This window comes from Arachidicoccus terrestris, from assembly GCF_020042345.1.
Lineage (GTDB): Bacteria > Bacteroidota > Bacteroidia > Chitinophagales > Chitinophagaceae > Arachidicoccus > Arachidicoccus terrestris.
This window is the reverse complement of the sequence record NZ_CP083387.1, coordinates 1251439-1276290: the sequence shown is the minus strand read 5'-3', so window position 1 is coordinate 1276290 and position 24852 is coordinate 1251439. Positions and strand designations below refer to the sequence as shown.

The following is a 24852-nucleotide window of genomic DNA, read 5'->3' as shown; positions in this document are numbered from 1 at the left end:
ATAAATTTTAAATGTCATTATTAAATCTTTAATAATAAAAAACGTTCTATTCCGACTGCCAGCTTTTATAATAGTCGCCGTCTTCGATATCCAAAGCGTATTTGGTCAATTTAAGTGGCCGGAAAGGATCTATCATGACCGCTAATTCTTCCGTACTTTCTTTTCCAATGGATTTTTCTACAGTGCCTGGGTGTGGGCCATGTGGGATGCCTCCCGGATGAAGGGTAATCTGTCCTTTTTCCACGCTTTTGCGACTCATAAAATCGCCATCTACATAATAGAGCACCTCGTCACTATCTACATTGGAATGGTTATAAGGAGCAGGAATGGAAAGGGGATGGTAATCATACTTACGGGGAACAAAAGAACATACGACAAAGTTATGGCCTTCAAATGTCTGATGCACAGGTGGCGGCTGATGCAAGCGGCCTGTAATCGGTTCGAAATCATGGATTGAAAACGCCCAAGGGTAATGACATCCGTCCCAACCGATATAGTCAAATGGATGTGTGCCATATACGTAGGGATAGATCAGCCCCTGCTTCTTGATTAGAATCTTGAAGTCTCCGGCCTGGTCATAGGTTTTCAGATTTTCCGGAATTCTGATGTCTCTTTCGCAATAGGGCGCATGTTCCATGAGCTGGCCCGCTTTGTTCAGGTATTTGCCCGGAACTCTGAGCGGGCTGAAGCTTTCAACGATAAAAAGCCTGTTGTCGCTATCTTGAAAATGCATCTGGTAGATAGTGCCTCTGGGGATCATCAGATAGTCTCCATAATCAAAAGAGATCTCACCGTAGCCGGTTTTCAACAGGCCTTTTCCCTTATGGATAAAGATCATCTCATCTGCCTGGCTATTTTTAAAAAAATAATCTTCCATAGACTTTCTCGGCGCTGCCAGGATAATATGCAGGTCATCATTGACCAATACCGGTTTTCTACTATCCAGATAATCATCCTCCGGCTTGATCTGGAATCCTTTTAAGCTGGTATGCTTCAGGTGTTTCTCCCTGGCGATAATAGGAGCTACTTCATATGGTGTTCCCAGTTTTTTTACCAAAGTTGGGGGATGGGTGTGATAAACCAGTGAATAAACACTGGAAAAGCCTTCTGTAGACACCAGCTCTTCGGCATAAAGGCTTCCATCCGGTTTGCGGAACTGCGTATGTCTTTTAGGCGGCACTTTACCCGATTTGTGATAAAAAGGCATAATTGAAAAATTTTGAGGTGAGGAAACGTTTGATCTGGAATGATTGTACTTATCCGGTTTTTCTGCGTGTACGCCTCGCACTTTCTATTTTTCTGCACTTTTATGTCATGGAAGAAAAATTGAAAGGAAGGGAACTAGCTAATTCTAATCAATTATTAACCGGTAATTAGAAGAACTTAATACACATGCAGAGATAACGAAAATCGACGGATTAGAATGACTCTCTTTAATGCGCAGACGAGCCGTGATCAATATTGGGCAAATACCAGTTTTGCTACCAGTTGGTGCTGGAAGCGCGCTCTGAATTCGAGGGAGCTGTATGTTTTTATGATATAATATCCTGCCCCTTGCATAATTATTTGTGTACTACAATTATAGGATAACTAAGTTACAGCTTCTTACGGATAAAAACGTAACGGCTGCGAATTTATACAACTTTTATAACAATTGTTAGTTTTTAAGTTAATTTTTAATAGCTTCGCCCATAAATTCAGTCAGAATCGATCCCAGTGGACCGGTTATGGCTGATGTTGAGCATAGCAGCCTTATCCACAAAACAAAAAAGACTTATACTATGAAACTGGTCTCTTACAAAACGGAAAATAATGAGCATCTCGGCATTTATTATAAGGGGCATATCTACAATCTGAATAGCTGCGATAAGCGGATACCGGATAATATGCAAGCCTTTTTGGCAGGCGAGGCCCCGCTGATGAAAAGGGCAGGCGCCGTGCAGCAGCAGTTGGAGGAGGGTAAAACTTTTAAAGAAGAGGTGTTCTATGAATTGATTGCGCCTGTCCCGCATCCTACCTCCTGCAGGGATGGTTATGCATTCAGGCAACATGTAGCTACTGCCCGAAGAAACCGGCATGTAGAGATGATCCCGGAGTTTGATCAATATCCCATTTTTTATTTTACCAATCATAACGCGATTGTGGGACCCGGAGACGTTAGGCTTATGCCGGATCATTTTCAGAAACTGGACTTTGAGCTGGAGGTAGCAGTCGTGATTGGCAGAAAAGGCCGCAATATCACAGCAGCAGAGGCGGATGATTATATTGCGGGCTATACCATTATGAATGACCTGAGTGCGCGTACCCTGCAGATGGAAGAGATGAAACTCAATCTGGGACCCGCCAAAGGAAAAGACTTTGCCACGGCGATCGGCCCCTGGCTGGTAACACCCGATGAACTGGCGCCTTATCTTACTGAATCGAAAGAAGGGCATACCGGAAAGACCTACGATCTTAAAATGACCTGCCGGGTCAATGGTAGGCAGGTATCGGAAGGTAACATGAAAGATATGGACTGGACTTTTGCAGAGATTATTGAAAGATGTGCCTATGGCGCGGATATTCTGCCGGGCGATGTAATAGGCTCCGGTACCGTTGGAACTGGTTGTTTTTTGGAACTAAATGGTACAGGCTTACTAAACAACCCCGACTACCCGGTGCAGTGGTTACAACCGAAGGATCAGGTGGAACTAGAGATTACCGGACTGGGCAGCCTGCAAAATGTGATGCAGCCGGAAATGAGCAGCTTCTCCTTATTGGCCCTCAAAAAGAACCTCTAATTTTTTATAGCATTACTGCTCTAAAAGTATTCTATGGCACTGATACGAAGTCTGGACCCCCAATTGATGTCAATACCGGATCTGCAGTCTTGTTTGCAGCATGGCATTGCCCCGAGACCGATTTGTTTTGTATCTACGATCAGTAAAACGGGCGCCGTTAATCTTAGCCCTTTTAGTTTCTTTAATATGTTTTCGACTATGCCGCCCGTCTGCATATTCTCCCCGTCCAGAAGAGTGAGGGATAATACGATTAAGCATTCGCTCGAAAATGTACTGGAGGTGCCTGAAGCGGTGATCAATGTTGTTAACTACAATATGGTTCAACAGGTCAGCCTGTCCAGTACGGAATATCCAAGGGGTATAAATGAGTTTGAGAAAGCAGGCTTTACGATGGAAGCTTCGGAACTGGTAAGGCCACCCAGGGTACTGGAATCTCCCATGCAACTGGAGTGTAAAGTGACGGAGATAAAGCCTTTGGGAGAAGGCCCCGGCGCCGGTAATCTGGTATTTGCGGAAGTGGTCAGGATTCATATCAGGGAGGAGGTGCTGGATCAAAACGGCCATATCGATCAGGCGAAAATGGATCTGGTCGCAAGACTCGGTGCGAACTGGTATTGCAGGGTTACCAACGATAATCTGTTTGAAGTGGAGAAGCCGCTTCGCAGCATGGGAATCGGAGTGGACGCGCTGCCGTCCCATGCGCGTCAATCCAGTATTCTCACCGGCAACGACCTGGGCAGGTTAGGTAATATGGAACGGCTGCCATCAGAAAAACAGATAGCAGCGATGGCTCAATTGCCGGAGATTATGGCTATCTTTAACACTGGGTTAAGCACCCAAAAATGTGTGGAGCAACTACATTTATTTGCACAGGCCAGAATTAAAGAAAATGATCTTGAACAAGCACTTACAGTTTTATGGCTACATCCAAATCAATAGATCAGGTCTCAATCGATCGTAATTTACTGGCAGCGAGACTGGATGGTCAGTTACTGGCCGATCATAATATGCAAACCCCTTTATCAATTGTCCAGAAGATGGGGGCTATCCAGGCACAGCATTTTGACATGGCTAAATGGGCGATTGGGGCCCGTCTGTGCGGATGCTCCGGTACAGACCATGCTCCTGCAAACACTAATCAGAAGCTGATCCCACCGACGATCAATGATATATATAAGGCGATGGAAAAAGGAGAGATTGTACGGACGCACGTCTTGAGGCCTACCTGGCATATCGTAGCCGGACAAGATTTACTTTGGACATTACAGTTAACGGCACCGGCTATCAAAGGGGCTTTGTTCTCCAGGGACAAAAAGCTGGGCATCGTTGAAAAGGAATATGTCAAGTCGGATGAAGCTATTCAAAGGATCTTAGAAGATCAGCCAGCGCTGAACAGGCGGGATCTTATCACAGCGCTCTCTGAATATGGATTTGCCATGGATGAATACCGGAGTAATCATTATATCATGCATGCTGAATTGAACGGCATTATATGCAGCGGGCCTGTTAAGGATGATAAACATACTTACGCGCTGGCAGAAAATGTTTTAGGTAAGCATTATGCAAAGGCCATTCTCCTGAAAGATAAGTTACAAGGGGACGCAGCTGTTATTGAGCTGGCAAAAAGATATTTTACAACAAGGGGGCCGGCTACTTTACAGGATTTTGCCTGGTGGTCCGGTTTAGGGATGACGGTTATTAAAAAAGCAGTTACGGCGTTAGGTAAATCCATTGAGCGGCTGCAACAGGGCGATTCCGTTTTTTATCAGGTCCCGGCCATCAAAACCGGGGCTGTCAAAGAAGAAAACGATTCAGGACTGCAGCTATTGCCTGCCTTTGATGAATATCTGATCAGTTATAAGGACCGGTCTAGAATGCTCCCCACAAAATATAACAGCCAAATAATTACCGTAAACGGATTGTTTCGCCCAGCCATAATTAAGCAGGGAAGGGTGATAGGTGGATGGCAGGTTGACAAAGGGAAGCATGGATGCAAGATTACATTAATGCCTTTTGAATCTATAAAAGTTGCAGAGAAAAAAAAGATGCAAGCCATGGCTGAAGTGGCCGCCTCAATCTATTGCGGGTTCAGGCAAACTTCGTTAGAGAAGGTTATTTTTGCCTAGCACGACGAAGATCTCCGGCACCTATCTGTTTTGCTTATCGATTTGCCGTTATCTTTGCTCCCGTGAAAAAAGCAGTAATCTGGTTATTAAAGACATGTTTAAAGCTATTTGCGCTGTCCATTGTGTATTTGGTCATCTGTAAATGGGTGATGCCGCCCGTTACCCTTACACAGATTGGCAGTTTGATTGGTGGCAACGGGTTGAAAAGAGATTATGTGTCTATGGAAGATATTAGCGCAAATGTGAAGCTGGCAGCCATCGCGGGTGAAGATCAGTTATTTCCGACGCACGGAGGCTTTGACTGGATTGCACTTAAAGAAAGTCTCAGCAATGAAAAGGGAAAAAGATCCAGGGGCTCCGCTGCCAGTACGATTAGCCAGCAAACTGCAAAGAACGTATTTTTGTGGCAGGGTTCAGGATTTACTAAATACCTAAGGAAAGGGCCGGAGTTTGTCTACACTAAACTTATTGAATGGATCTGGGGCAAAAAGAGGATACTGGAAGTCTATCTGAATGTGATAGAAATGGGGAAAGGAATTTATGGAATCCAGGCCGCGGCGAAAAATTATTATCAAAAAGATGCGGCTGACTTAACCCGAAATGAGGCAGCTTCCATTATTGCCTGTTTACCTAACCCTAAAAAGTTTACTGTAAAGCCTCGAAGCCGGTATGTAAACTGGAAATCGGCCTGGATACTCAGACAAATGCATAATATTCAGGGAAACCCTGAGATAAGACCTTTAGTTGAAACAAAATAGAAATCACAAATAATTTCACTATGATGAAAGTTGTTGCTCTGATACCGGCCCGTTATAAAGCATCGCGCTTTCCCGGGAAGCTCATGAAGGATTTAGCCGGGAAGACTGTCATTCGACATACTTATGAAAGAACACTGGCAACCGGCTTATTTGATATGGTAATGGTGGCTACCGACAGCGATATCATATTTGAAGAAATAACCAGCCACGGTGGAGAGGCCAGGATGACCATGAGTCATTATGAAAGCGGTAGCGACCGGATTGCTGAAGTGGCTGCCGATATGGATGTGGACATTATTTTGAATGTACAGGGAGATACCCCTTTTATCAACCGGGAAGTGTTAACCAGATTGATTGCTGCATTCGAGGATGAGGAAGTGCAGGTAGCCAGCCTGATGCAGCCCTTTGAAGAAGAAAGCCAAATGATTAACCCGAATTGTGTTAAGGTTGTCGTAGACAAGAAAAATAATTCCCTGCTGTTTAGCCGGTCCAGAATTCCTTATCCCCGCAATACGGATATTCATATCCCCTGTTATGAACACAAAGGCGTGTACGCTTTTAGAAAGGCGGCATTATTACAGTTTACCAAATGGGAGATGACGCCGCTTGAACTGGCGGAAAAAATAGAATGTCTCCGGTATTTAGAAAACGGCGTGCCGCTTAGAATGGTGCAGGTGTCTAAAATGGGGGTGGAAATCGATACGCCGGACGATTTGGAACGGGCCAGAAAACTAATGCCTGGTAGTTAAATTTATGGCTTTATTAAACATTGGCCATAATTGACTGTCTTATTTAGGCAAGTTGGTATTGAACTTGCATAAACAATACTTAATAATTACCTAAAATAATATCATGAAAAAGTATCTTCCATCACTATTAATCCTTTTTTCGGCGGGAGTTATTGCATTAGGTTGCAATTCAGTCGCTTATGCTCAAGGGGATTATGGTAATTATGATAATGGCTATGATAATAACTACGATAATAACTATGACAATGGTTATGATAATAGCTATGATTATAACGACGACAATTATGACCAGTATGGTAATGGAGGCGGCGGTGTTCAAATCACTTTTAACGATTTTTATAACCAGTTAGCCCCTTACGGACGCTGGGTCATAGATCCTTCCTATGGTAGGGTGTGGATCGCTAATGTACCTAATTTTCAACCCTATTCAAGCAATGGTTACTGGACCTATACTGATTATGGCTGGACCTGGGTGTCAAACTATAACTGGGGATGGGCTCCGTTTCACTATGGCCGTTGGGGACACAGCAGCTTACATGGCTGGTTCTGGGTGCCTGGTTATGAGTGGGGACCGGCATGGGTCGGCTGGAGTTCTTCTTCCGACATGTATGGGTGGGCTCCCTTAGGACCTGGTATGAATATCGGTGTGAGTTTCAGTTTTGGATCAATCCCTGTGAGTTACTGGACGTTCATGCCTAGAAGGTATTTAGGATATCATAATATTCATAATTATTATGTGCCTCGTAGCCGTTACAGCACGATCATCAGACATTCTAATATCGTCAGAAATTACCGTCATTCCCGTAATGAACGATATGCGCTGGGACCTTCACCAAGAGAAGTGTCCAGAAGCACTGGACGGGCAGTGAGAACAACAAGGGTTGTGAGTGCCAGGAATTCAAGGAGCACTGGTCTAAGAAATAACGAACTCCACATGTATCGCCCTTCTGTTAGAGGAAGTAGTTCAAATACACGTAGCGGTAATGTGAGGAGAAACTCAAATACGCCGACTAGATCAAGGTCCAATGTGAACCGGTCGAATTCGACGCAGCGCTCTTCAAGGCCCTCACGTAGTAATGTAAACCCAAGAAGGTCGACTAATCCTTCGAGGGCACAGCGGTCCTCTGCTCAGCAACGGGCAGCACAACAGAGAGCATCCCAGCAAAGAACGCAACGGACATCCCAGCAAAGAGCGGCTCAACAACGTGCCAGCAGGGAGAGAGCCTCTCAACAACGGGCGGCCCAGCAACGTGCCAGCAGAGAGCGGGCTAGTCAACAACGTGCAGCTCAGCAAAGAGCTAGTCAACAACGTGCCAGCAGGGAAAGAGCATCGCAACAACGGGCGCAGCGGGCTACGCAACGAGCACAACAGCAACGGGCTCAGCGGGCACAGCGTACGCAACAAAGAGTAGAGCGGGTACAACAGAGGAGCAATACAAGAAGTAATGCTTCAAGAAGCAGTAGTTCGCACTCCAGAAGTTCTAATTCACATTCAAGAAGTAGAAGATAAGTAAAGAATAAGTTTTAAAGAAATGAGGCCGCATCTTTGTGTGGCCTCATTTGCTTTACGTCTGATAAAATTAAGGCGTTTTAAAGTGATATTTTGTAGATTTGAAGAAGTTTATATAAGGCGTTATGCACGGGCTTATTATTTATCAACCTTTCTTCTATAAAATGAAATATACTAAACTTGCTATTTGGTTACTGTTGATCTTTATCGGGAGCCGGTCTTTTGCGCAGCAAAAACCCAATGTTCTGGTTCTGTATACAGATGATCTTGGCTATGGTGATTTAAGCTGTTACGGAGCAAAAGCCATATCCACCCCTAATATTGATTGGCTGGCAGAAAATGGCCGCCAGTTTATGGATGCACATTGTACAGCATCCACCTGTACACCTTCTCGGTTTTCAATCCTTTCCGGAAGATATGCCTGGCGAAAAAAAGGCACCAACATTCTGCCGGGCAATGCAAATCTGATCATTCCAACAGATATCACTACTTTGCCAAAGGTATTTCAACAGGCGGGTTATATGACAGGTGCGGTAGGAAAATGGCATTTAGGACTAGGTAATACTTTTCCGATCGACTGGAATCATGAAGTTCGCCCCGGCCCAAGAGAAGTAGGGTTTGATTATTCTTTCATTTTTCCCGCAACCGCTGACAGGACCCCGACTGTTTTTATGGAAAATCAGAAGGTGGTCGGCCTGGATAGCTCGGACCCGATTGAAGTAAATTACAAACAACAATTTCCGGGTGAACTAACCGGTAAGGAACATCCTGAAATGCTCAAAATACACAGTGATCCCCATCAGGGACATGACGGGCATATAACCAACGGTATCGGCCGCATTGGATTTATGAAAGGAGGATCAAGGGCCACCTGGGCAGATGAGGAATTATCCGGTACGTTCAATGCAAAATCAATTGACTTTATTGATAAGAGCTTGGCTGCCAAAAAGCCTTTCTTCCTTTATTATGCCATCCAGAATATTCATGTTCCCAGAATGCCCGCGACAGTGTTTAAGGGTAAAAGCAAACTGGGGTATAGGGGAGATGTTATTCTGGAGATGGACCATAGTGTAGGTGTGATTATTAAGGCGCTAAAGGATAGAGGTATACTTGATAATACGCTGATTATATTTTCCAGTGATAATGGACCGGTGTTAAATGATGGCTATCTTGATCAGGCAGAACAAACCGCTCAGAAAGAGAATTATAAGCCTGCTGGACTATTGCGGGGCGGAAAGTATAGCGCTTTAGAAGGTGGCACTCGGGTACCTTTTCTAGTCTACTGGAAAGGAAAAGTGCAGCCGGCCAGAACCAATGCTTTATTTAGTCAGATGGATTTAATGGCTTCCTTTGCTGCTATGCTAAACGTGAAATTACCTGCCGGAGAGTTTACTGATAGCAGAGATCATATCGCCACGTTACTAGGACGTTCAGAGCAATCACGAACGGAAGTGGTAGAACAGGCCGCAAATATGACACTGTCTATCGTACAGGACGGTTGGAAATATATTGAGCCACATAAGGGGCCGGCGGTTCTGGGCGGAGTCAACATTGAGTCGGGCTACAATCAGTCACCACAACTGTATCACGTTGAACAAGACACCGGAGAAGCTGTTAACGTTGCTACCAAATATCCCAAAAAAGTAAAAGCGCTACAGGACAAGCTTGAACAGATCAGAAAAGAACTGGATTAAGGGCGAATTTGGGGATCGTTCATATTTGGCCGTATGTCCTCCGGGGAAAAGAACGAGTTTTTCCCGGGAGGATTTTTTGTAAGCACAATTATGCCGGAAAAGTATTATGTGTCGCCTGTGTTTATCTGTATGGTGTGAATAGTTTTTTTGACTACGAACTGCTGCGCCAGATTTTCCTGATTGCGACAAATAGTTTCCCTTTTCGGTAAACCTGACTCATTGTTCAGTGGCAACTTTGCCTCCTAAATAACAATGTATGAGTTGCCAGCATATTTTTATTGGCGTTGTTTTATTCATGCAGGTGCTGGTCGCCTCCCGTTTGCGCAGCGTTCAGATGCTATCTGGCTTTTCAGGGATGCTGATCATCACCCGATATCGGGTGTGTGGAAGTAACATTAAGTATTCCAGTCTTGAAACCTATACGGCCGATAGCGGTATATTTTCCTTTTCTGGTATCCGGACTGGAAGATATACGCTCCGCATTTCCCGGAAAGGGTATGAGGATCACAAACGCCGGTAACCATGACTGATGGGAAGAAAAGCGGGCCGTCGATTTTGCTAAGAGAAAGGTTACAATGACTATGTCCGTCTGCCTGAAAGTGACTGCGATGCTGCAAAGGATTTCTGGAATGGGGGAAAGGCCGATTATATTCAGCTAAAAAGAAAAGTAGATGGAAAGCGTCTCTATTAGGCGTTGGATGATCTCGAGACCTCCCAGGCTAAAACCAAAGGAAAAAGCAGGATGAAGGCGATTAGGCAACAATAAGTGACTATTCAGGAAAGTTTGCAGTGAGTTGGCATGGTTTAAAGCACAATAGTGATAGGAAGCGTAAGATGGCCACTGACAAGGGATGTTTTACGCTTTCTGTTTGCCAGGTTGTCAATAAAATATTTGGTTGTTAAATAAAATAGAATATCTTTAATATAAGCATAGCAACCCTTAGAACCAAAAAAAATTGTGTTATGGATCTGGTCAGCCAATTACAGCGGGAAGGATTATCTGCCTTTAAGAGTATCTACAACATGTATCATCACCGGGTGTATAATTACATCTATTCCAAAACGAAATCCGAATATATATCGGAGGAGGTAGTACAGTTGACTTTTATTAAAATCTGGGAGAAACGGATGTCTTTGCCTGTAGAGGTAAGTATGGTCGCACTGATCTTTCAGGTAGCGAACTCAACTTTAATAGACCTGATTCGAAAGTATGACAAGAAAAATCATATGAATGTATTGGGCAATAGTTTGGCGAGCGGGGATGAAGTTGGAGTATTGCCGGTTTTGTTTTTAAAAGAAACGCAACAAAAACTGGAGATTTTGATCGAAAGCCTGCCTCCCATGCGCAGAGAAGTTTTTAAATTGAGCCGTTTTGAGGAAATGAGTCATAAGGAAATTGCCGGTAAATTATCAATTTCAACCAAAACGGTAGAAAACCACATTAATTTAGCTTTAAAATATATAAGACCTTTTTTTTCCCATTTTCTGCTCCTTTTGTTATTTATTTTGTCAAACCTTTGTAAATTATAATAGTAAAGATGCAGATTAGTGATGAATTAATGAGGCGGTTTGTTGCAGGAGAGTGCGATAGCGAACAGGAACACCTTGTCATGGAGTACCTGCACGATCATCCATCTTACTTAGAAGAATTCTGCAAGGAAAATCCGGTTCTAATGGATGATCGATATCGGCAACCCTTAAAGGATGAGAAATCTGAACAGTTACTGGATGGTGTCTATGCTGCTATCGATCAACATCGGCGATTGAAATTTAAGCGTCTGATATGGGTATCGGGGCTGATTGCAGCTACGGTCTTGTTGTTCGTATTTCTTTTTGACAACAGTAAAGGAGTGCCGGATTCTATTGGGGCTGGAAGTGTGACTGTTGCAAGGGTGACCAAAACGAATGCAACCGATCAGATCCAGATCTGGATTTTACCCGACAGTTCCGTTGTAGAGGCTATGCCAGGTGCCAGTATTACCTATCTGCCCCGTTTCACAAGCCCTAAGAAAGAAGTCTTTTTAAGTGGAGAAGCCAATTTTACAGCACACCATGAAAGCAATAGCAGTTTTGTTGTCATTTGTGGCGGCGTGGCTACGACTGCTTTGGGCACCCGTTTCAAGGTCCGGGGAGATGCGGATGTGGTCACTGTCGTATTATACGAAGGGAAAGTGGTTGTCCGGTCAAAAGGTAAAAATGAGAATGATAATTATTGTTATTTAAATCCCGGCATGTCTACTGTTTTTTATAAAAGCAGCCACCGGTTTATTACTACCAGTAATTTTGTAAAGAAACAAACGGCACATCAATATTCGAAAGTCGCTGAATCCAGGACCGGCAGGCAGCAAGCAGCCGCTGTTATTTCTTTGGAGAATCTGAGTATGCAAGATGCACTGGATCAGCTTGCCTTGGCGTATAATGTAGAAATTCAATATTCCCCGGTAGATATTCAACATATGAATATTATTGCTTCGATTCCTAAAACGCAACCTATTGAGCATGTCCTGGGGAACCTGGCCAGGGCGAACGGATTGGAATTAATCAAATCTAAAGACAGCGTTTTCCTTATTCGGAAAAAATAAGTAGTACATATCATTGATTAGCCCCGGAATTTCTTTGATGGCCTAAAAAAAGTTAAATTTTTTTTAGGGGATAAACGTATTTCTTTCGTATTCCTATAGAAAGCGATTACCCAATTTTTATAATACTTAAGAATGGTGCAACTAAAATTCAGGCTTATGAGCAGAATCTGCTTATTGCTGTTGACGACATTTTCTTCTATAATTGTATTTGCCCAACAGCCTACCACCGTCTCCGGTGTTGTCAGTAATGAAAAAGGAGAGCCGCTGCCAAATGTCAGTGTGATGATCGAAAATACGCAGACCAGCAAAGTCGCCAATCAAATGACGGATACAGTGGGGGCATTTCGTATAATGGGTTTGAATGCTAAACAAAGCTATATTTTCACCTTTACAAGCGTCGGTTATAAACCAAAGCGGATCTCTGGTTACAAATTAAAGGCTGGTGAAAATACAACCTTGCTGGTTACCCTATCGGAAGATCCGGCTTATCTCAAAGAGGTCGTCATTACGGGCTTTCAGAATGTCGATAAGAAGCGCTTTTCTGGTTCAGCCGTGAAGCTTAAAATTGAAGATGTGGAGATGCATGGACAACTGGATGTGAGCCGGATGCTGGAAGGTAAGGCCGCCGGTGTCTCTGTACAGAATGTATCCGGTACTTTTGGATCGGCGCCTAAGATCAGAATACGGGGCGCAACATCCATTACAGGCGATAATAAGCCCTTATGGGTGGTTGATGGGGTCGTACTGGAAGATGTTATTAATATTTCCAATGATCAGCTATCCAGCGGGGATCCCGCAACCTTGTTAGGCTCATCTGTTGCTGGCCTGAATGCAAATGATATTGAAAGTATAGACATTCTGAAAGATGCGGCGGCGACCGCTATGTATGGCGCCAGGGCGATGAATGGCGTAATAGTAATCACCACCAAGAAAGGGCGTATCGGTAAGCCTAGAATCAGTTATACCGGGAATTTTAGCAGCCAGTTGAAGCCGTCATACAGCAGTTTTGACATTATGAATTCTGCGGATCAGATGTCTGTTTACAACGAAATGCAAAGTAAGGGCTGGCTGAACTATGCTGATTTAGCCAATGCGCGGGATGCCGGCGTTTATGGGAAAATGGCGGACCTGATCAATACGTATAATGAAACTTCCGGGACATTCGGGCTAGAGAATACCCCCGAAGCGAGAAATAATTTCTTGCGCCGATATGCCGCGGCCAATACTGACTGGTTTGATTTGCTTTTCAGGAATAACTTTATGCAGGAACATAATTTGAGTATATCCTCCGGAACGGAAAATGCCAGACATTTCCTTTCTTTAAGTTATTATAATGACAATGGCTGGACCATTGCAGATAAGGTTCAGCGAATTACTCTGAATTTTAGAAATGACTATAAATTGGGAGAAAAGCTGACTGCGGGTTTTAGTACGGTAGGCTCCTACAGAGTTCAGAGAGCCCCGGGGGCGCTGACCAGGATCAGCAATCCTGTAGAAGGGGCATATTCCAGAGACTTCGACATTAATCCCTTCAGTTATTCTTTAAATACGAGCCGGACTCTGACTGCTTATGACCAGAACGGAGATCTGGAATATTTCCGGCGCAATTATGCCCCGTTTAATATTATTCACGAACTGGATAACAATTACATGAAACTTAACGTGATTGATGCGAAGTTGCAGGGTGATGTCGGTTATAAGTTCAATAGCCATCTTTCTTATAAGTTTCTGGGTTCTATCCGGGCCGTTAAAACACTCACAGAAAGCTTCGTCAAAGAAAGTTCCAATATGGCAGAAGCCTATAGAGCCAATCCGAATTCCGTGATCAACAGCAATAACAAGTATCTGTACAACGATCCGGATTTTCCAAATAACCCTGCTGTGGTTGTACTTCCCGAAGGGGGATTATACAATAGAGACCAGAGTGACCTGATCAGCTTTAATATCCGAAATACGATCAATTATAGTCAGAGCTTCGATAAGCATTTTATATCACTTTTCGGTGGTCAGGAAATCCGGTCAGCCCACAGGGAACAGTTTTTTAATAAAGGATACGGTTACCAATATGATAAAGGAGGTATCCCCTTTATAAATTACCTGATTTATAAAAAGACATTGGAAACGAATGACTACCCGTACGGACTGACACCGACAGATGACCGTTTTGCAGGATTTTTTGCCACGGCTTCCTATAGTTATGACAGTAAGTATAATATCGGTTTCAATGGCCGCTACGACGGATCGAATAAATTAGGAGAGTCAAGAACAGCGAGGTGGCTGCCGACCTGGTCGGTTGATGGATCCTGGAATCTGGATCAGGAAAAGTTTATGCAGCGCCTGGGTTTTATCAATAGCCTGAAGCTACGTGCTTCCTATGGTTTAACGGCCAGCATGGGCAATGCTACCAATTCGGCGATCATTATCCGTAGCGGTACCACTGTCAGACAATATCCGGTTGATAAAGAAACGCAGTTGGAATTAACGAATCTTGAGAATTCAGAACTGACCTGGGAAAAACTCCATACATTGAATATCGGCCTTGACGGAACGCTTTTTGATAACCGCCTTAATTTCGCGTTTGACTGGTATAAAAGAAAGAGCTTTGATTTGATCAATACGGTTAAGACCTCCGGTATCGGTGGAGAGGCTTTTAAAAATGCCAATTTTGCGGATATGAGCTCTGATGGCGTTGAACTGCAGATCGGCGGAGATCCTGTTAAAACAAAGGATTTTAAATGGCATACAAACTTCACTTTCGGTATCAACCATACGCTGATCACGCGTGCAGAGAATATTCCGAGGATCATTGATCTGATTATGCCTGAAGGCGGCTTTATCGATGGATATCCAGCCAGGGGCTTATTCTCTATCGATTTCAGGGAACTGAAAAAGGAATTTGGGACTCCGATGTTTATTAATGAGGACAGTCTTTTAAGTAATAACGTTTATTTTCAGTCTCAAACCACGAAATATCTCAAATACGACGGTCCGGTGGATCCGACTTTAACAGGAGGCTGGAATAACTCCTTTACCTGGGGGAACTTTACGCTGAACGCGTTCTTTAGCTTCCAGGCAGGCAATAAAATCCGTCTGAACCCTTCATTTTACAGCTCTTATTCTGATCTGGATGCTATGCCCAATGAGTTTGTGGATCGTTGGGTACTGCCGGGCGATGAAATGAAAACCAGGGTGCCTGCTATCTCCGATAAAAGAATTGAGTCTTTGACGGAGGGATATCCTTACAATGCCTATAATTATTCTACCGAACGAGTAGCCAAGGGTGATTTTATCCGGATGAAGACCATTTCGCTGGCCTACAGATTATCGTCAAAAATGGCAAAATCCTTAAAAATGCAATCCGCTTCTCTCATGTTAACCGGGTATAATCTCTGGATGCTCTATTCCGATTCGAAGCTGGAAGGGCAGGACCCTGAATTCTTTAATGCAGGTGGGGTTGCTCAACCTATACAGAAGCAGTTTACGTTGACTTTGAAGGCGTCGTTTTAAATAATTCGTAAAAAGAAAACAGATGAAATTAAGATTTGTATACACTGGCTTATTGGCAACTACATTTACGATACTCAGCTGCAATAAGTTTTTGGATAAGTTACCGGACAACCGTACTTCCCTGAATTCTGTTGATAAAGTAGCAGAGCTGTTGACAACGGCCTATCCCAGTGCTTCTTATATCCCGTTTTTAGAAGCCATGTCAGATAATGCAGATGACAAAGGGGAGGGTCGGGTAGACTTTAATCAGGAGAATAGTGATGCTTACCGGTTTAAAGATATAATAAAAGATGCCCAGGATACACCTGAGTATTACTGGATGCAGGCTTATGCAGCCATTGCTGCTGCAAACCAGGCATTGGATGCGATAGCCAAGGCTCCCGATCCGGACGAATATGCTGCACAGAAAGGTGAAGCGCTGGTCTGCAGGGCATTTGCCCATTTTATGCTGGTTACGCTGTTCGCTAAAGTGTATGACCCGGCTACCGCTGCCAATGATCCGGGAATCCCTTACGTCACGGAACCGGAGACCGTTGTTTTTAAAGACTATAGCCGGGGGACAGTTCAGGAAGATTATGATAAAATTGAAAAGGACCTGGAAGAAGGTCTTCCCTTGCTGGCCGGCCATGAATATGACGTGCCTAAGTACCATTTTACGACGCAGTCTGCCAATGCGTTTGCCTCCAGATTCTATCTGTTCAAACGGGACTATGTCAAAGTGGTTGAAGCTGCAAAAGCGGCTTTTCCAACGGGAAACTTCGTTAAAAATATGCGTCCCTGGCTGACCACTTATTCCAACCTGTCTTACGATGAAATGAGGGCTATTTACACGAAAAGCTCAGAGAACGCGAATCTGTTATTAATACAGGCGTCTTCCTGGTGGGACCGGAATTTTGCCTCCATGCGCTTTGGTTTATCGGATGCTTTGTCAAGCAAGATCCTGGGCAATAATGTAACGGGGAACCGCTCATGGGCCATGCCGATTTTCGGACAATCAGATTACCACAATGTGCCTAAATGGTCTTATTTCTTCTATGCACCTGAGGATCCGAACTTCGGCCAGGATTATTCGATGATCCCACAGTTTACCACAGAAGAGGTCTTGTTGAACCGGGCAGAAGCTTATGCCAGGTTAGATCAGTTTGACAACTGTATAAATGACCTGAATACCTATGCCAGTCAGCGATTTGAAAATTACAACCCGACCTCAAATGCCGTGACTGTAGAAAAGGCGGAAACTTTCTACGACGAAGCCGATCCCACGCAGGCGCTGGTGAACGTCGTGCTGGATTTCAAAAGGGCGGAATTTGTAGAGGAGGGACAAAGATGGTTTGATATCATCCGCAACGGGCTTACGGTTAAGCATTATATCAGAAATACCCGGCAGGTTATCGTTGACAGTGTTATCGTCGCGCCGGATGATCCGAGAAGGGTACTGCAGATACCACAATCTGCGGTATTGTCGGGTGTGGAACTCAATCCCCGATAGCATTTATAATCAGGCTACTTAACTGAATACATACTTTTAGAAAAATTTCAAACGAATGAAAAAGTCAATTTGGCAACATATATCGGTACTCTTTTTACTAAGCACTTTTTTATGCTTTTCCTGCCGGAAGGATAATGTGGTAGATATTTCTGACTTGCCTGGTTTAGGTGGCGATACCTGGGCTAAGACCAGTATTGATAAATGGGTCTATGATACACTTACGGTGCCTTTTAATATAGAAGTTAAATACAAGTTCGACGAATTTGAACAGAGCTTGACCAGGGACCTGACGCCGCCTAAAGAAGAACGGGTGATACCGGTGCTCAGGGTATTAAAACGAGTCTGGATGGATACTTATGTTCAGATTGCTGGAGATAATTTTTTCAAATCTCTGGTGCCCAAGCAGATTGTTTTGGTCGGCAGTGCTAGCTATAACTCCAATGGTACGATTACAATAGGAGAAGCGGAAGGAGGCAAGAAGGTGCTTTTATACGAGATAAATGATTTGGATATTGCCAAACGGGATATGGTCATCAGGATGATGCATACAGTAGAGCATGAGTTTGCCCATATTCTGCATCAAAACAAGCTGTATGATCCGGCATTTAAGTCGATTTGCCCTGGAGGGGATTATACTGCCCAGTGGGCCAATGTTTCGGCTGCTGAGGCACATGCGTTGGGTTTTGTGACGCCTTATGCGTCTTCGGGCTATGATGACGATTTTGTTGAAACGGTCTCAACACTTTTGGTAGAAGGGCAGGCTTACTTTGATCATTTAGTAGGGGAGCAGGCTGCTGACGGCCAGCAAAAGTTAAGAGCTAAAGAAGAAATGGTGGTCGACTATTTTAAAACGAAATGGAATATCGATTTTAGGGAACTACAGGCCAGCGTATATCAAGCACTGGATGAGATTGTTCCGGCTCCGGTGATCCCACTGACGACTGATCTGGGCGCCTCCGGGCAGTATCATAGTTTATATTTTGGGAATGCTGATTTTGCGGGAAATCTGCACGGGAAATTTGATCAGACGCTGGGACAGGTCATTGAAGCTGTCAAAGCTAATTTACACGATATTCCTGACAGCTTATATTTTAGATTTACACATGAGGATACGTTGTTGCTGCATTGGCGGATGCATCCCGATGATGGAAGCAGCTCCTATTATTTGGCTGATATCAGATTTCACATGGAGAAAAATGCTGCCGGTGAGATGACATTTGGGCCACCGATCATTTTCCACAATAGAGATGGTTATAACGGAAGTAACGCCAATTATTACAAAAGTACGATGCAGCCATTTTTTGATTATTTGTCGAGTAATACATTTATTGCAAAATGGCCGAATGGAAAGCCGGATCCATATGCCAAAACACAGATTGGTGCTATATACCAGAATGACGACGAATCTTCCTATATGCAGGGTAAATTAGGGTATTAAAGAGTGAAATGTTCGCATAATTAACGGTAAAATACATACAATGAAAAGATTGATTCAATATGTTTTTATAGGTATTTTGTTGGTCGTGTCGTCTTGTAAAAAAGATGATACACGCGTGTTCTCGCAATCAGCAGATGTACGCATTAAGAAGGCACTCAGCAATTTTCAGATGGTGCTGGATAAGGCCTCAGACGGTTGGGTGGCGACCATTGCAACGGAAGATGGCGGAGGCTATAGTTTCTGGATGCAGTTTGACGATCGAAACCGCGTGAAGATGTTATGCGATTTTGATTCGGCCACTACCGTCCATGTGCGTGAAGGTAGTTTCAGATTAAAGGCGTTACAGCAACCCACCCTCATTTTTGATACCTATTCCTATATTCATTTATTGGCCGATCCGAATGCCAACGTGAATGGGGGTAGCTTTGGTGCCGGGTTGGTTTCGGATTTTGAATTCTATGTAACGGATTCCTTGCTGGAGAGAATGAATGAGCACCCGGAAGAGGTCTCGAAAATGACGTTGATCGGACGTTATAATGATACGAAACTGGTCATGAGAAAAGCCTCTGCTGATGAGAAGAAGGCCTACCTGGAGGGAGACTTGTATGGATCAATTGTAGACTTTATCACTTATTTAAATACGCATCCCTTTATCTATCTAAAAGCCCAAAATGGGACTCAATATCAGCTGTCTGCAGATGTTAGTGGCAAGAAGCTGACGTTGACCTGGGTGGACGCGCAAACGGCTGACTATAAATCCTGCAATTTTGCCTTTACATTAAAGGGGATAGAGGCGTTGGATTCCCTTCCTTTTAACGGATCGATTTTAAAGGGAGTAACACTGGATAAGCATAACGACAAGCTAATCAGTAGTTTCGCTGATGGGGCCATTGCGGATGTCTTGGTTGCAGACAAACCCATTATTCCCGCTTTCGTTGCGCTGGGAGCTACCTTTAATACAGTGCTTATTCCTATTGTCACAAGTTTTCCGGGTTGGTCAGCTGACTTTGCTACCCGGTTTCATCAGGTGACGACCAGTTTTGGGAATACCGGCAGAACGTTTGAACAACTGACGATGAACTTTAATACGGACGCGAAGACAATGGACTTTGTTTTACTGTATTTATCTGGCAGCACAAGGTATAATGCGACTTATTCTTATAACTATACGATGACCAACGACGGAAAGGTTAAATTCACACTGAATACGATGAATGGCAATGCGAATACCCACCGCGCCAAATTTAACCCGATTTTGGCGGATCGCTTGGAAAAGGACACCTTTCAGTTGGATTATTATGTGGATCCTGATGCGGGAATTCTTGCATCTTTTACCAGTATTGAACATCCAGATTTTGCCTTTACCGGAGGAACATATAACTTATAAATATGTTGACAAGTGATCTTCAGTATTATTAATGGGCTGTTTCAGGGGCCATTCTCGAAGTCTAAATGGACGCATATTATTAATTTAGTTAATTCAATTCTTGACGAAGGGCGGCTTTCTTTAAAGTCTGTGATTTTGGAATAAGATTTTTATTAAGATATTGGGAAGTACAACTCACTCCATATTTGGGTGTTTATTTTTTAATTAAAACTTAAAAACTATGAAGTACTTATTGGCTGTTTTTTTCGCTATTTTTTTTATTTGTTGTAATAAACGATCTCAGTTGGAATCTCGAACTCCAGAATCCGAACTATTATATTCGCCTTTAAACAATGCTTATATGAATTCGGAGGCAATTGAACTCGGTTCTACTATGGATCTCAACGAATGTTGGAGGAAGCTCATTAAAGAACAATTGATTGATTCCACAAGTGCTGAAGCTATAGCAAATTATCTGGCGTGCAGAGACTATTATTTTGAAAACTATGTTCCGCCAACGCCCCATGAATCATCTGGTCCTGAATTGCCAACTTCTCCAGATAACGGGACACCTGTAGATGCTCTTCAACCCCTTTTGCCGTTTACGGATTCTGCTTCTTGCGTGTCATTATTAAGCTTAATTAGCCCAGAAGACTTTTCCATATTAAATCAGGCGGTGATCGGAGCATTTAATGCAAATGGAATTAATTTCTTTCATTTGTCTACAGTCGATAGGTTTGAGGCGATTCTGAATGCAGGTAATGATATCCCTGGATATGTCTTTGAACCGATGTTCTTGTTTTTTCATGAGAGCAATGGAAATTATATTCCGTTCAAATCAGGTTCAAATCCGATGGCTAATATAGCCTATCTGCATAGTATCTCTATTGAGTCTGCTTTTCCTCCCAGTATTCTGGATGACTTTTATCCTCGTCCAATTAATCCTGCGATCATTACTGAATTTCCTTTAAAGACCGGAGAGCCGTTACCGGAAAGGTATTGGGAGTATTGGGGGCCCTATAAAGTTTTGATTGATAACTCTGTGCCGTCTGATGACCCAGGGGCTGTCCCTGTGTCTGAAGACCCATTGCCGGTTCCTACAAATTAAGGTTTATTTATTCGGATTCAGGTCAGACAGCGACCAATTTTGATACCTAATGTTTTGGCAATTAAGAAGAGAAGAGCCCCGAAATTTCGGGGCCTTTTTATAACGAATTTTATTGAAATTAATCCTGTTTCTCCGGGCGCATTTGCGGGAATAAAAGTACATCCTGGATGGATGCCTGATTGGTCAGCATCATGACCAGCCTGTCAATACCGATACCGATACCACTGGTAGGAGGCATACCATATTCAAGGGCCCTTAAGAAGTCTTGGTCGATAAACATGGCTTCGTCATCACCTCTTTCCATGAGTTTGGATTGTTCTTCAAAACGTTCACGTTGATCGACCGGATCATTCAGCTCACTGTAAGCATTAGCGATTTCCTTGCCATTGATCATCAGCTCGAAACGTTCTACCAGTCCTTGCTTCTCCCGGTGCTTTTTAGTCAAAGGCGACATCTCTATAGGGTAGTCTATAATGAATGTTGGCTGAGTGTATGTATGTTCAGCAGTTTCACCGAAGATTTCATCAATGAGCTTGCCTTTTCCGATATTGGGAGGAACCTCTATTTTTAATTCTTTGCAGACATCCCTTAAGCCTTCTTCGTCTTTGTCGCTAATGTCAATGCCGGTGTTCTCCTTAATAGCATCAAAAATAGATATCCTCTTGAAGGGAGCCTTGAAACTAATGGTTTTATCTCCTAGCGGCACTTCGGTTGTTCCATGGATGGCGATAGCTAATTTCTCCATTAACTGCTCTGTGGTTTCCATCATCCAGATATAGTCCTTATAAGCCGTATACCATTCCAGAACGGTGAACTCTGGATTATGGGTCCGGTCCATACCTTCATTCCTGAAATTTCTGCTAAACTCATATACCCAGTCAAAGCCACCGACAATGAGCCTTTTCAGGTACAGCTCGTTGGCGATACGCAGGTAGAAAGGAATATCCAGCGCATTGTGATGGGTGATAAAAGGTCTTGCGGCGGCGCCACCCGGGATGGCCTGCAGGACAGGTGTGTCCACCTCAAGCGCACCCTGCGCATTCAGGAATTCACGGATCGTATTGATAATTTTTGTCCGCTTAATAAAAGTATCTTTTACATCCGGGTTGATGACCAAATCTGCATACCGCTGACGATAGCGGAATTCCGGATCAGAAACCGCGTCAAAAACCTGACCGGATTCATCTCTTTTAACCACCGGAAGTGGCTTCAGGGATTTAGCCAGTAAAGTCAGCTCTTTTGCATGTATAGAAGTTTCTCCTGTCCGTGTAATAAATACAAATCCTTTGACACCCAGAAAATCGCCAAGATCCAGGCCTTTTATAACCAAGCTCCAGAAAGATTTGTCTTCCTGCGGGCAGATTTCATCTCTTTTGACATATAATTGGATGATTCCCTTACTGTCCTGGATCTTGATAAAGAATACCTTGCCTTTATCGTTAATACTCATGACCCTGCCGGCCAGCGTGACATCGGCAAATGCATCCTTATTGTCCTCTGTAAAGGCGGACTTGATATCCTGAGAATAATGTGATACGGGGTAAAGCGGAGCAGGATACGCCTGGATGCCTGCGGCCTCCAGCGCTTTCAACTTTTCTCTCCGGATAATTTCTTGTTCTGAAAGATTCTGACTCATAGTGCGCAAAGATAATAAGGAATTCGGGAATTCGGGAAAGGCTTCTTAATTTTACTGCCATACGTTAATCGATTTTAAACCAATAAAAGCTATGGTTTTAGGTGGTGGGATGATTGCAACGGCACTCAAGGCGGTTGATAGGGAAGAGGTCTTATATGCGGCTTCCGGGCTCTCTAATTTGAAGGGCGCAGACTCCGAAGCCAGATTAAGAGAACGGACATTGCTCAGCGAACAAATAGCCCGCCATACTGACAAGTTATTTGTCTACGTAAGCTCCTATAGCGTTGATGACAGGCATCCGGAAAATAACACCCCTTACTTGCAACATAAGCTGAATATGGAAAGCCTTATCAAGGCTGAGGCGGACCGGTTTTTGATTCTCAGAACTTCTAATGTAGTAGGGCACAGCAGGCAGCCGGGTAATCTGATGAATTTTATCTTCCGTCATCTTCAAAATGGTGAGCCTTTTGATATCTGGACTAAAACCACCCGGAATTTGATCGATGTGGCCCATCTGGCTCAGATGGCAGATGCTGCTGTTAAGCAGGGAAGCTGTAATGAGGTCCTGTTTCTGACGCATCCTGCAGATATACCCATTTACGAAATTGTTCATCAGTTTGAAGTGCTCTCTGGACTGAAAGCGAACTATCGCCTTGTGGATAAAGGTGTTTATTATCACACGGATAAATCTTTGGCCGAGACATTATTCAGACAGCTCAGATTGGAAGCAGACCCGCGGTTATATACACAGCAGCTGATCGAAAAGTACTTCGGCCATCAGTTTTTGTAACCTGTTTTTAGTCTTCAGGATGATAAATCCGGATGATCGCACCGTCCAGACTTTCATCCACTACAATCTGGCAGGATAAATGAATATCCGGGTCTGTAATTCCTTCTTTAGACAGGGTCACCCGCTCATTGCGGTTAAACTGGGTAAGAGGAACCTTTGAGGATTCAATAGAAACAGCACAGGTAGCGCATCTGCCCATTCCCAGGCATTCCCCGAAATCCTCCAGATAGATCTGGTCATACAACATCATCATTAAACTGCGATATTGGCCAGGATAAGCTGTTATTGTATAAGATTCGTCTACGTCCAGAACGGTCAGTTCAATGAGATGGTCTTCCATGAGCATAATACCACTGCTGCTGCGGTTGGCTCAAAGGTACATAATCGAGCGCTGACTTGCCCTGTCATATTCAAAATCAAGGATTGCGTCGCTAAATTCTATCAATTTATTAACCTTGTCCTTTTGGTGCTGTATCTATGCTGTCCTAACTTTATGACAGCAGTCAGGCCAGTAGCCAGAACAGCACTACCCAAAAAAGATAAGGAACTGCTGTTGCAGCGGGAAGCAAGAGACTCTTAACTTGTACGCCGACCCTTTCTAATTACAAGGCTATTTTGCCCATAGAATTATTAAAAACAAGCATTATGAAAAACGGAAAACTTAAAGCCGCTACCGGCGAGAAACTCAAGAAAACAAAAGTTAGTACCCCAGTTGAAATCGGAATCACACCGACACATGCGCAAGCTGTGGCCAACAAGCTGCAGCAATTACTGGCAGATGAACAAATACTCTATGCCAAAACCCGTAATTATCACTGGAATGTTGAAGGCCCTAATTTTATGGAAATGCATCTTTTCTATGAAAGGCTTTATAATGAGCTGGCCGAAGTTATCGACCAGGTGGCAGAAAGAATTCGTAAAATAGGCCATTATGCACAAGGGCGCCTTCAGGACTTCCTGAAGCAGGCGAATTTATTAGAGGGAGAATACACGAATGATCAGATCGAACAGCTGAAGAACCTGCTCAGTGATCACGAAACCATCATCCGGTATCTGAGAAATGATATTGATGATTTTGAAGACAAGTTCAAGGATGCCGGGAGCGCAGATTTTATTACAGGACTTCTGCAGCGCCATGAAGAGTGGGCCTGGTTTATCCGTAGCTATATCTCCAATACAAAATAGAATAGATCCCTACCCCTCAGACCGCCGCCGGTCACAGATAGAACGGCGTTTATATTGAAAAAGGATCCGGGATGAGCCGGTTTGCAGTTTTGGCAAGGATTATTTTGGAAAGATAAAAAGAAAGCAGCTAATAA

The 24852-nt window shown here is 43.7% G+C and carries 20 protein-coding genes; 17 read left to right on the top strand and 3 right to left on the bottom strand.

Features of this window, described 5'->3' with window-relative positions; genetic code table 11:
- Positions 1 to 46: 46 nt before the first annotated feature.
- On the bottom strand, positions 47 to 1207 hold the full coding sequence (locus tag K9M52_RS05110) for a homogentisate 1,2-dioxygenase (protein WP_224070982.1): 1161 nt from the start codon (positions 1205 to 1207) through the stop codon (positions 47 to 49).
- A 574-nt stretch (positions 1208 to 1781) separates the two neighbouring features.
- Between K9M52_RS05110 and K9M52_RS05105 the strand changes: the two genes are divergently transcribed.
- From K9M52_RS05105 to K9M52_RS05035, 15 genes are all read left to right on the top strand, one after another.
- A complete protein-coding gene (locus K9M52_RS05105) occupies positions 1782 to 2780 on the top strand; it encodes a fumarylacetoacetate hydrolase family protein (RefSeq protein ID WP_224070981.1) in 999 nt (332 codons plus the stop codon).
- Between the two features lie 33 nt (positions 2781 to 2813).
- Positions 2814 to 3719 (top strand): flavin reductase family protein, encoded by a 906-nt coding sequence (locus tag K9M52_RS05100; protein WP_224070980.1) that lies wholly within the window; start codon positions 2814 to 2816, stop codon positions 3717 to 3719.
- Entirely contained in the window at positions 3698 to 4906 is a 1209-nt protein-coding gene (locus K9M52_RS05095) for a winged helix DNA-binding domain-containing protein (protein ID WP_224070979.1), read from the top strand. Before K9M52_RS05100 ends, K9M52_RS05095 begins: the two co-directional genes overlap by 22 nt.
- Before the next feature lie 62 nt (positions 4907 to 4968).
- Positions 4969 to 5664 (top strand): monofunctional biosynthetic peptidoglycan transglycosylase, encoded by a 696-nt coding sequence (mtgA, locus tag K9M52_RS05090; protein ID WP_224070978.1) that lies wholly within the window; start codon positions 4969 to 4971, stop codon positions 5662 to 5664.
- A gap of 20 nt (positions 5665 to 5684) precedes the next feature.
- Positions 5685 to 6413, top strand: coding sequence for a 3-deoxy-manno-octulosonate cytidylyltransferase (kdsB, locus tag K9M52_RS05085; protein ID WP_224070977.1), 729 nt, complete (start codon positions 5685 to 5687; stop codon positions 6411 to 6413).
- A 103-nt stretch (positions 6414 to 6516) separates the two neighbouring features.
- The gene (locus K9M52_RS05080; RefSeq protein ID WP_224070976.1) at positions 6517 to 7923 is read left to right on the top strand and encodes a DUF6600 domain-containing protein; all 1407 of its coding nucleotides are present in this window, start codon (positions 6517 to 6519) and stop codon (positions 7921 to 7923) included.
- A 164-nt stretch (positions 7924 to 8087) separates the two neighbouring features.
- Complete coding sequence (locus tag K9M52_RS05075) at positions 8088 to 9617, top strand: sulfatase family protein (RefSeq protein WP_224070975.1); 1530 nt, start codon at positions 8088 to 8090, stop codon at positions 9615 to 9617.
- 256 nt (positions 9618 to 9873) lie between these two features.
- A complete protein-coding gene (locus K9M52_RS05070; protein ID WP_224070974.1) occupies positions 9874 to 10137 on the top strand; it encodes a carboxypeptidase-like regulatory domain-containing protein in 264 nt (87 codons plus the stop codon).
- A gap of 443 nt (positions 10138 to 10580) precedes the next feature.
- Positions 10581 to 11147 carry a sigma-70 family RNA polymerase sigma factor gene (locus K9M52_RS05065; RefSeq protein WP_224070973.1) on the top strand — a complete coding sequence of 189 codons (567 nt, stop codon included), beginning with the start codon at positions 10581 to 10583 and terminating at the stop codon, positions 11145 to 11147.
- 8 nt (positions 11148 to 11155) lie between these two features.
- Entirely contained in the window at positions 11156 to 12199 is a 1044-nt protein-coding gene (locus tag K9M52_RS05060; RefSeq protein WP_224070972.1) for a FecR family protein, read from the top strand.
- 156 nt (positions 12200 to 12355) lie between these two features.
- Complete coding sequence (locus K9M52_RS05055; protein ID WP_224070971.1) at positions 12356 to 15706, top strand: SusC/RagA family TonB-linked outer membrane protein; 3351 nt, start codon at positions 12356 to 12358, stop codon at positions 15704 to 15706.
- A 22-nt stretch (positions 15707 to 15728) separates the two neighbouring features.
- Entirely contained in the window at positions 15729 to 17195 is a 1467-nt protein-coding gene (locus K9M52_RS05050; protein ID WP_224070970.1) for a RagB/SusD family nutrient uptake outer membrane protein, read from the top strand.
- Between the two features lie 55 nt (positions 17196 to 17250).
- Positions 17251 to 18633: a zinc-binding metallopeptidase gene (locus K9M52_RS05045; protein WP_224070969.1), complete on the top strand. Its 1383-nt coding sequence runs from the start codon at positions 17251 to 17253 to the stop codon at positions 18631 to 18633.
- Between the two features lie 40 nt (positions 18634 to 18673).
- Positions 18674 to 20020: a DUF4302 domain-containing protein gene (locus K9M52_RS05040; RefSeq protein ID WP_224070968.1), complete on the top strand. Its 1347-nt coding sequence runs from the start codon at positions 18674 to 18676 to the stop codon at positions 20018 to 20020.
- A gap of 220 nt (positions 20021 to 20240) precedes the next feature.
- Complete coding sequence (locus K9M52_RS05035; RefSeq protein WP_224070967.1) at positions 20241 to 21107, top strand: hypothetical protein; 867 nt, start codon at positions 20241 to 20243, stop codon at positions 21105 to 21107.
- 118 nt (positions 21108 to 21225) lie between these two features.
- Here the strand turns inward: K9M52_RS05035 and lysS are convergent, their stop codons facing one another.
- Positions 21226 to 22743 carry a lysine--tRNA ligase gene (gene lysS, locus K9M52_RS05030; RefSeq protein ID WP_224070966.1) on the bottom strand — a complete coding sequence of 506 codons (1518 nt, stop codon included), beginning with the start codon at positions 22741 to 22743 and terminating at the stop codon, positions 21226 to 21228.
- 91 nt (positions 22744 to 22834) lie between these two features.
- Between lysS and K9M52_RS05025 the strand changes: the two genes are divergently transcribed.
- Positions 22835 to 23533, top strand: coding sequence for an NAD-dependent epimerase/dehydratase family protein (locus tag K9M52_RS05025; RefSeq protein WP_224070965.1), 699 nt, complete (start codon positions 22835 to 22837; stop codon positions 23531 to 23533).
- 7 nt (positions 23534 to 23540) lie between these two features.
- On the opposite strand, the gene K9M52_RS05020 is transcribed toward K9M52_RS05025, so the two are convergent.
- Positions 23541 to 23873 carry a 2Fe-2S iron-sulfur cluster-binding protein gene (locus tag K9M52_RS05020; RefSeq protein ID WP_224070964.1) on the bottom strand — a complete coding sequence of 111 codons (333 nt, stop codon included), beginning with the start codon at positions 23871 to 23873 and terminating at the stop codon, positions 23541 to 23543.
- Between the two features lie 305 nt (positions 23874 to 24178).
- Between K9M52_RS05020 and K9M52_RS05015 the strand changes: the two genes are divergently transcribed.
- Complete coding sequence (locus K9M52_RS05015; RefSeq protein WP_224070963.1) at positions 24179 to 24718, top strand: Dps family protein; 540 nt, start codon at positions 24179 to 24181, stop codon at positions 24716 to 24718.
- Positions 24719 to 24852: the final 134 nt, after the last annotated feature.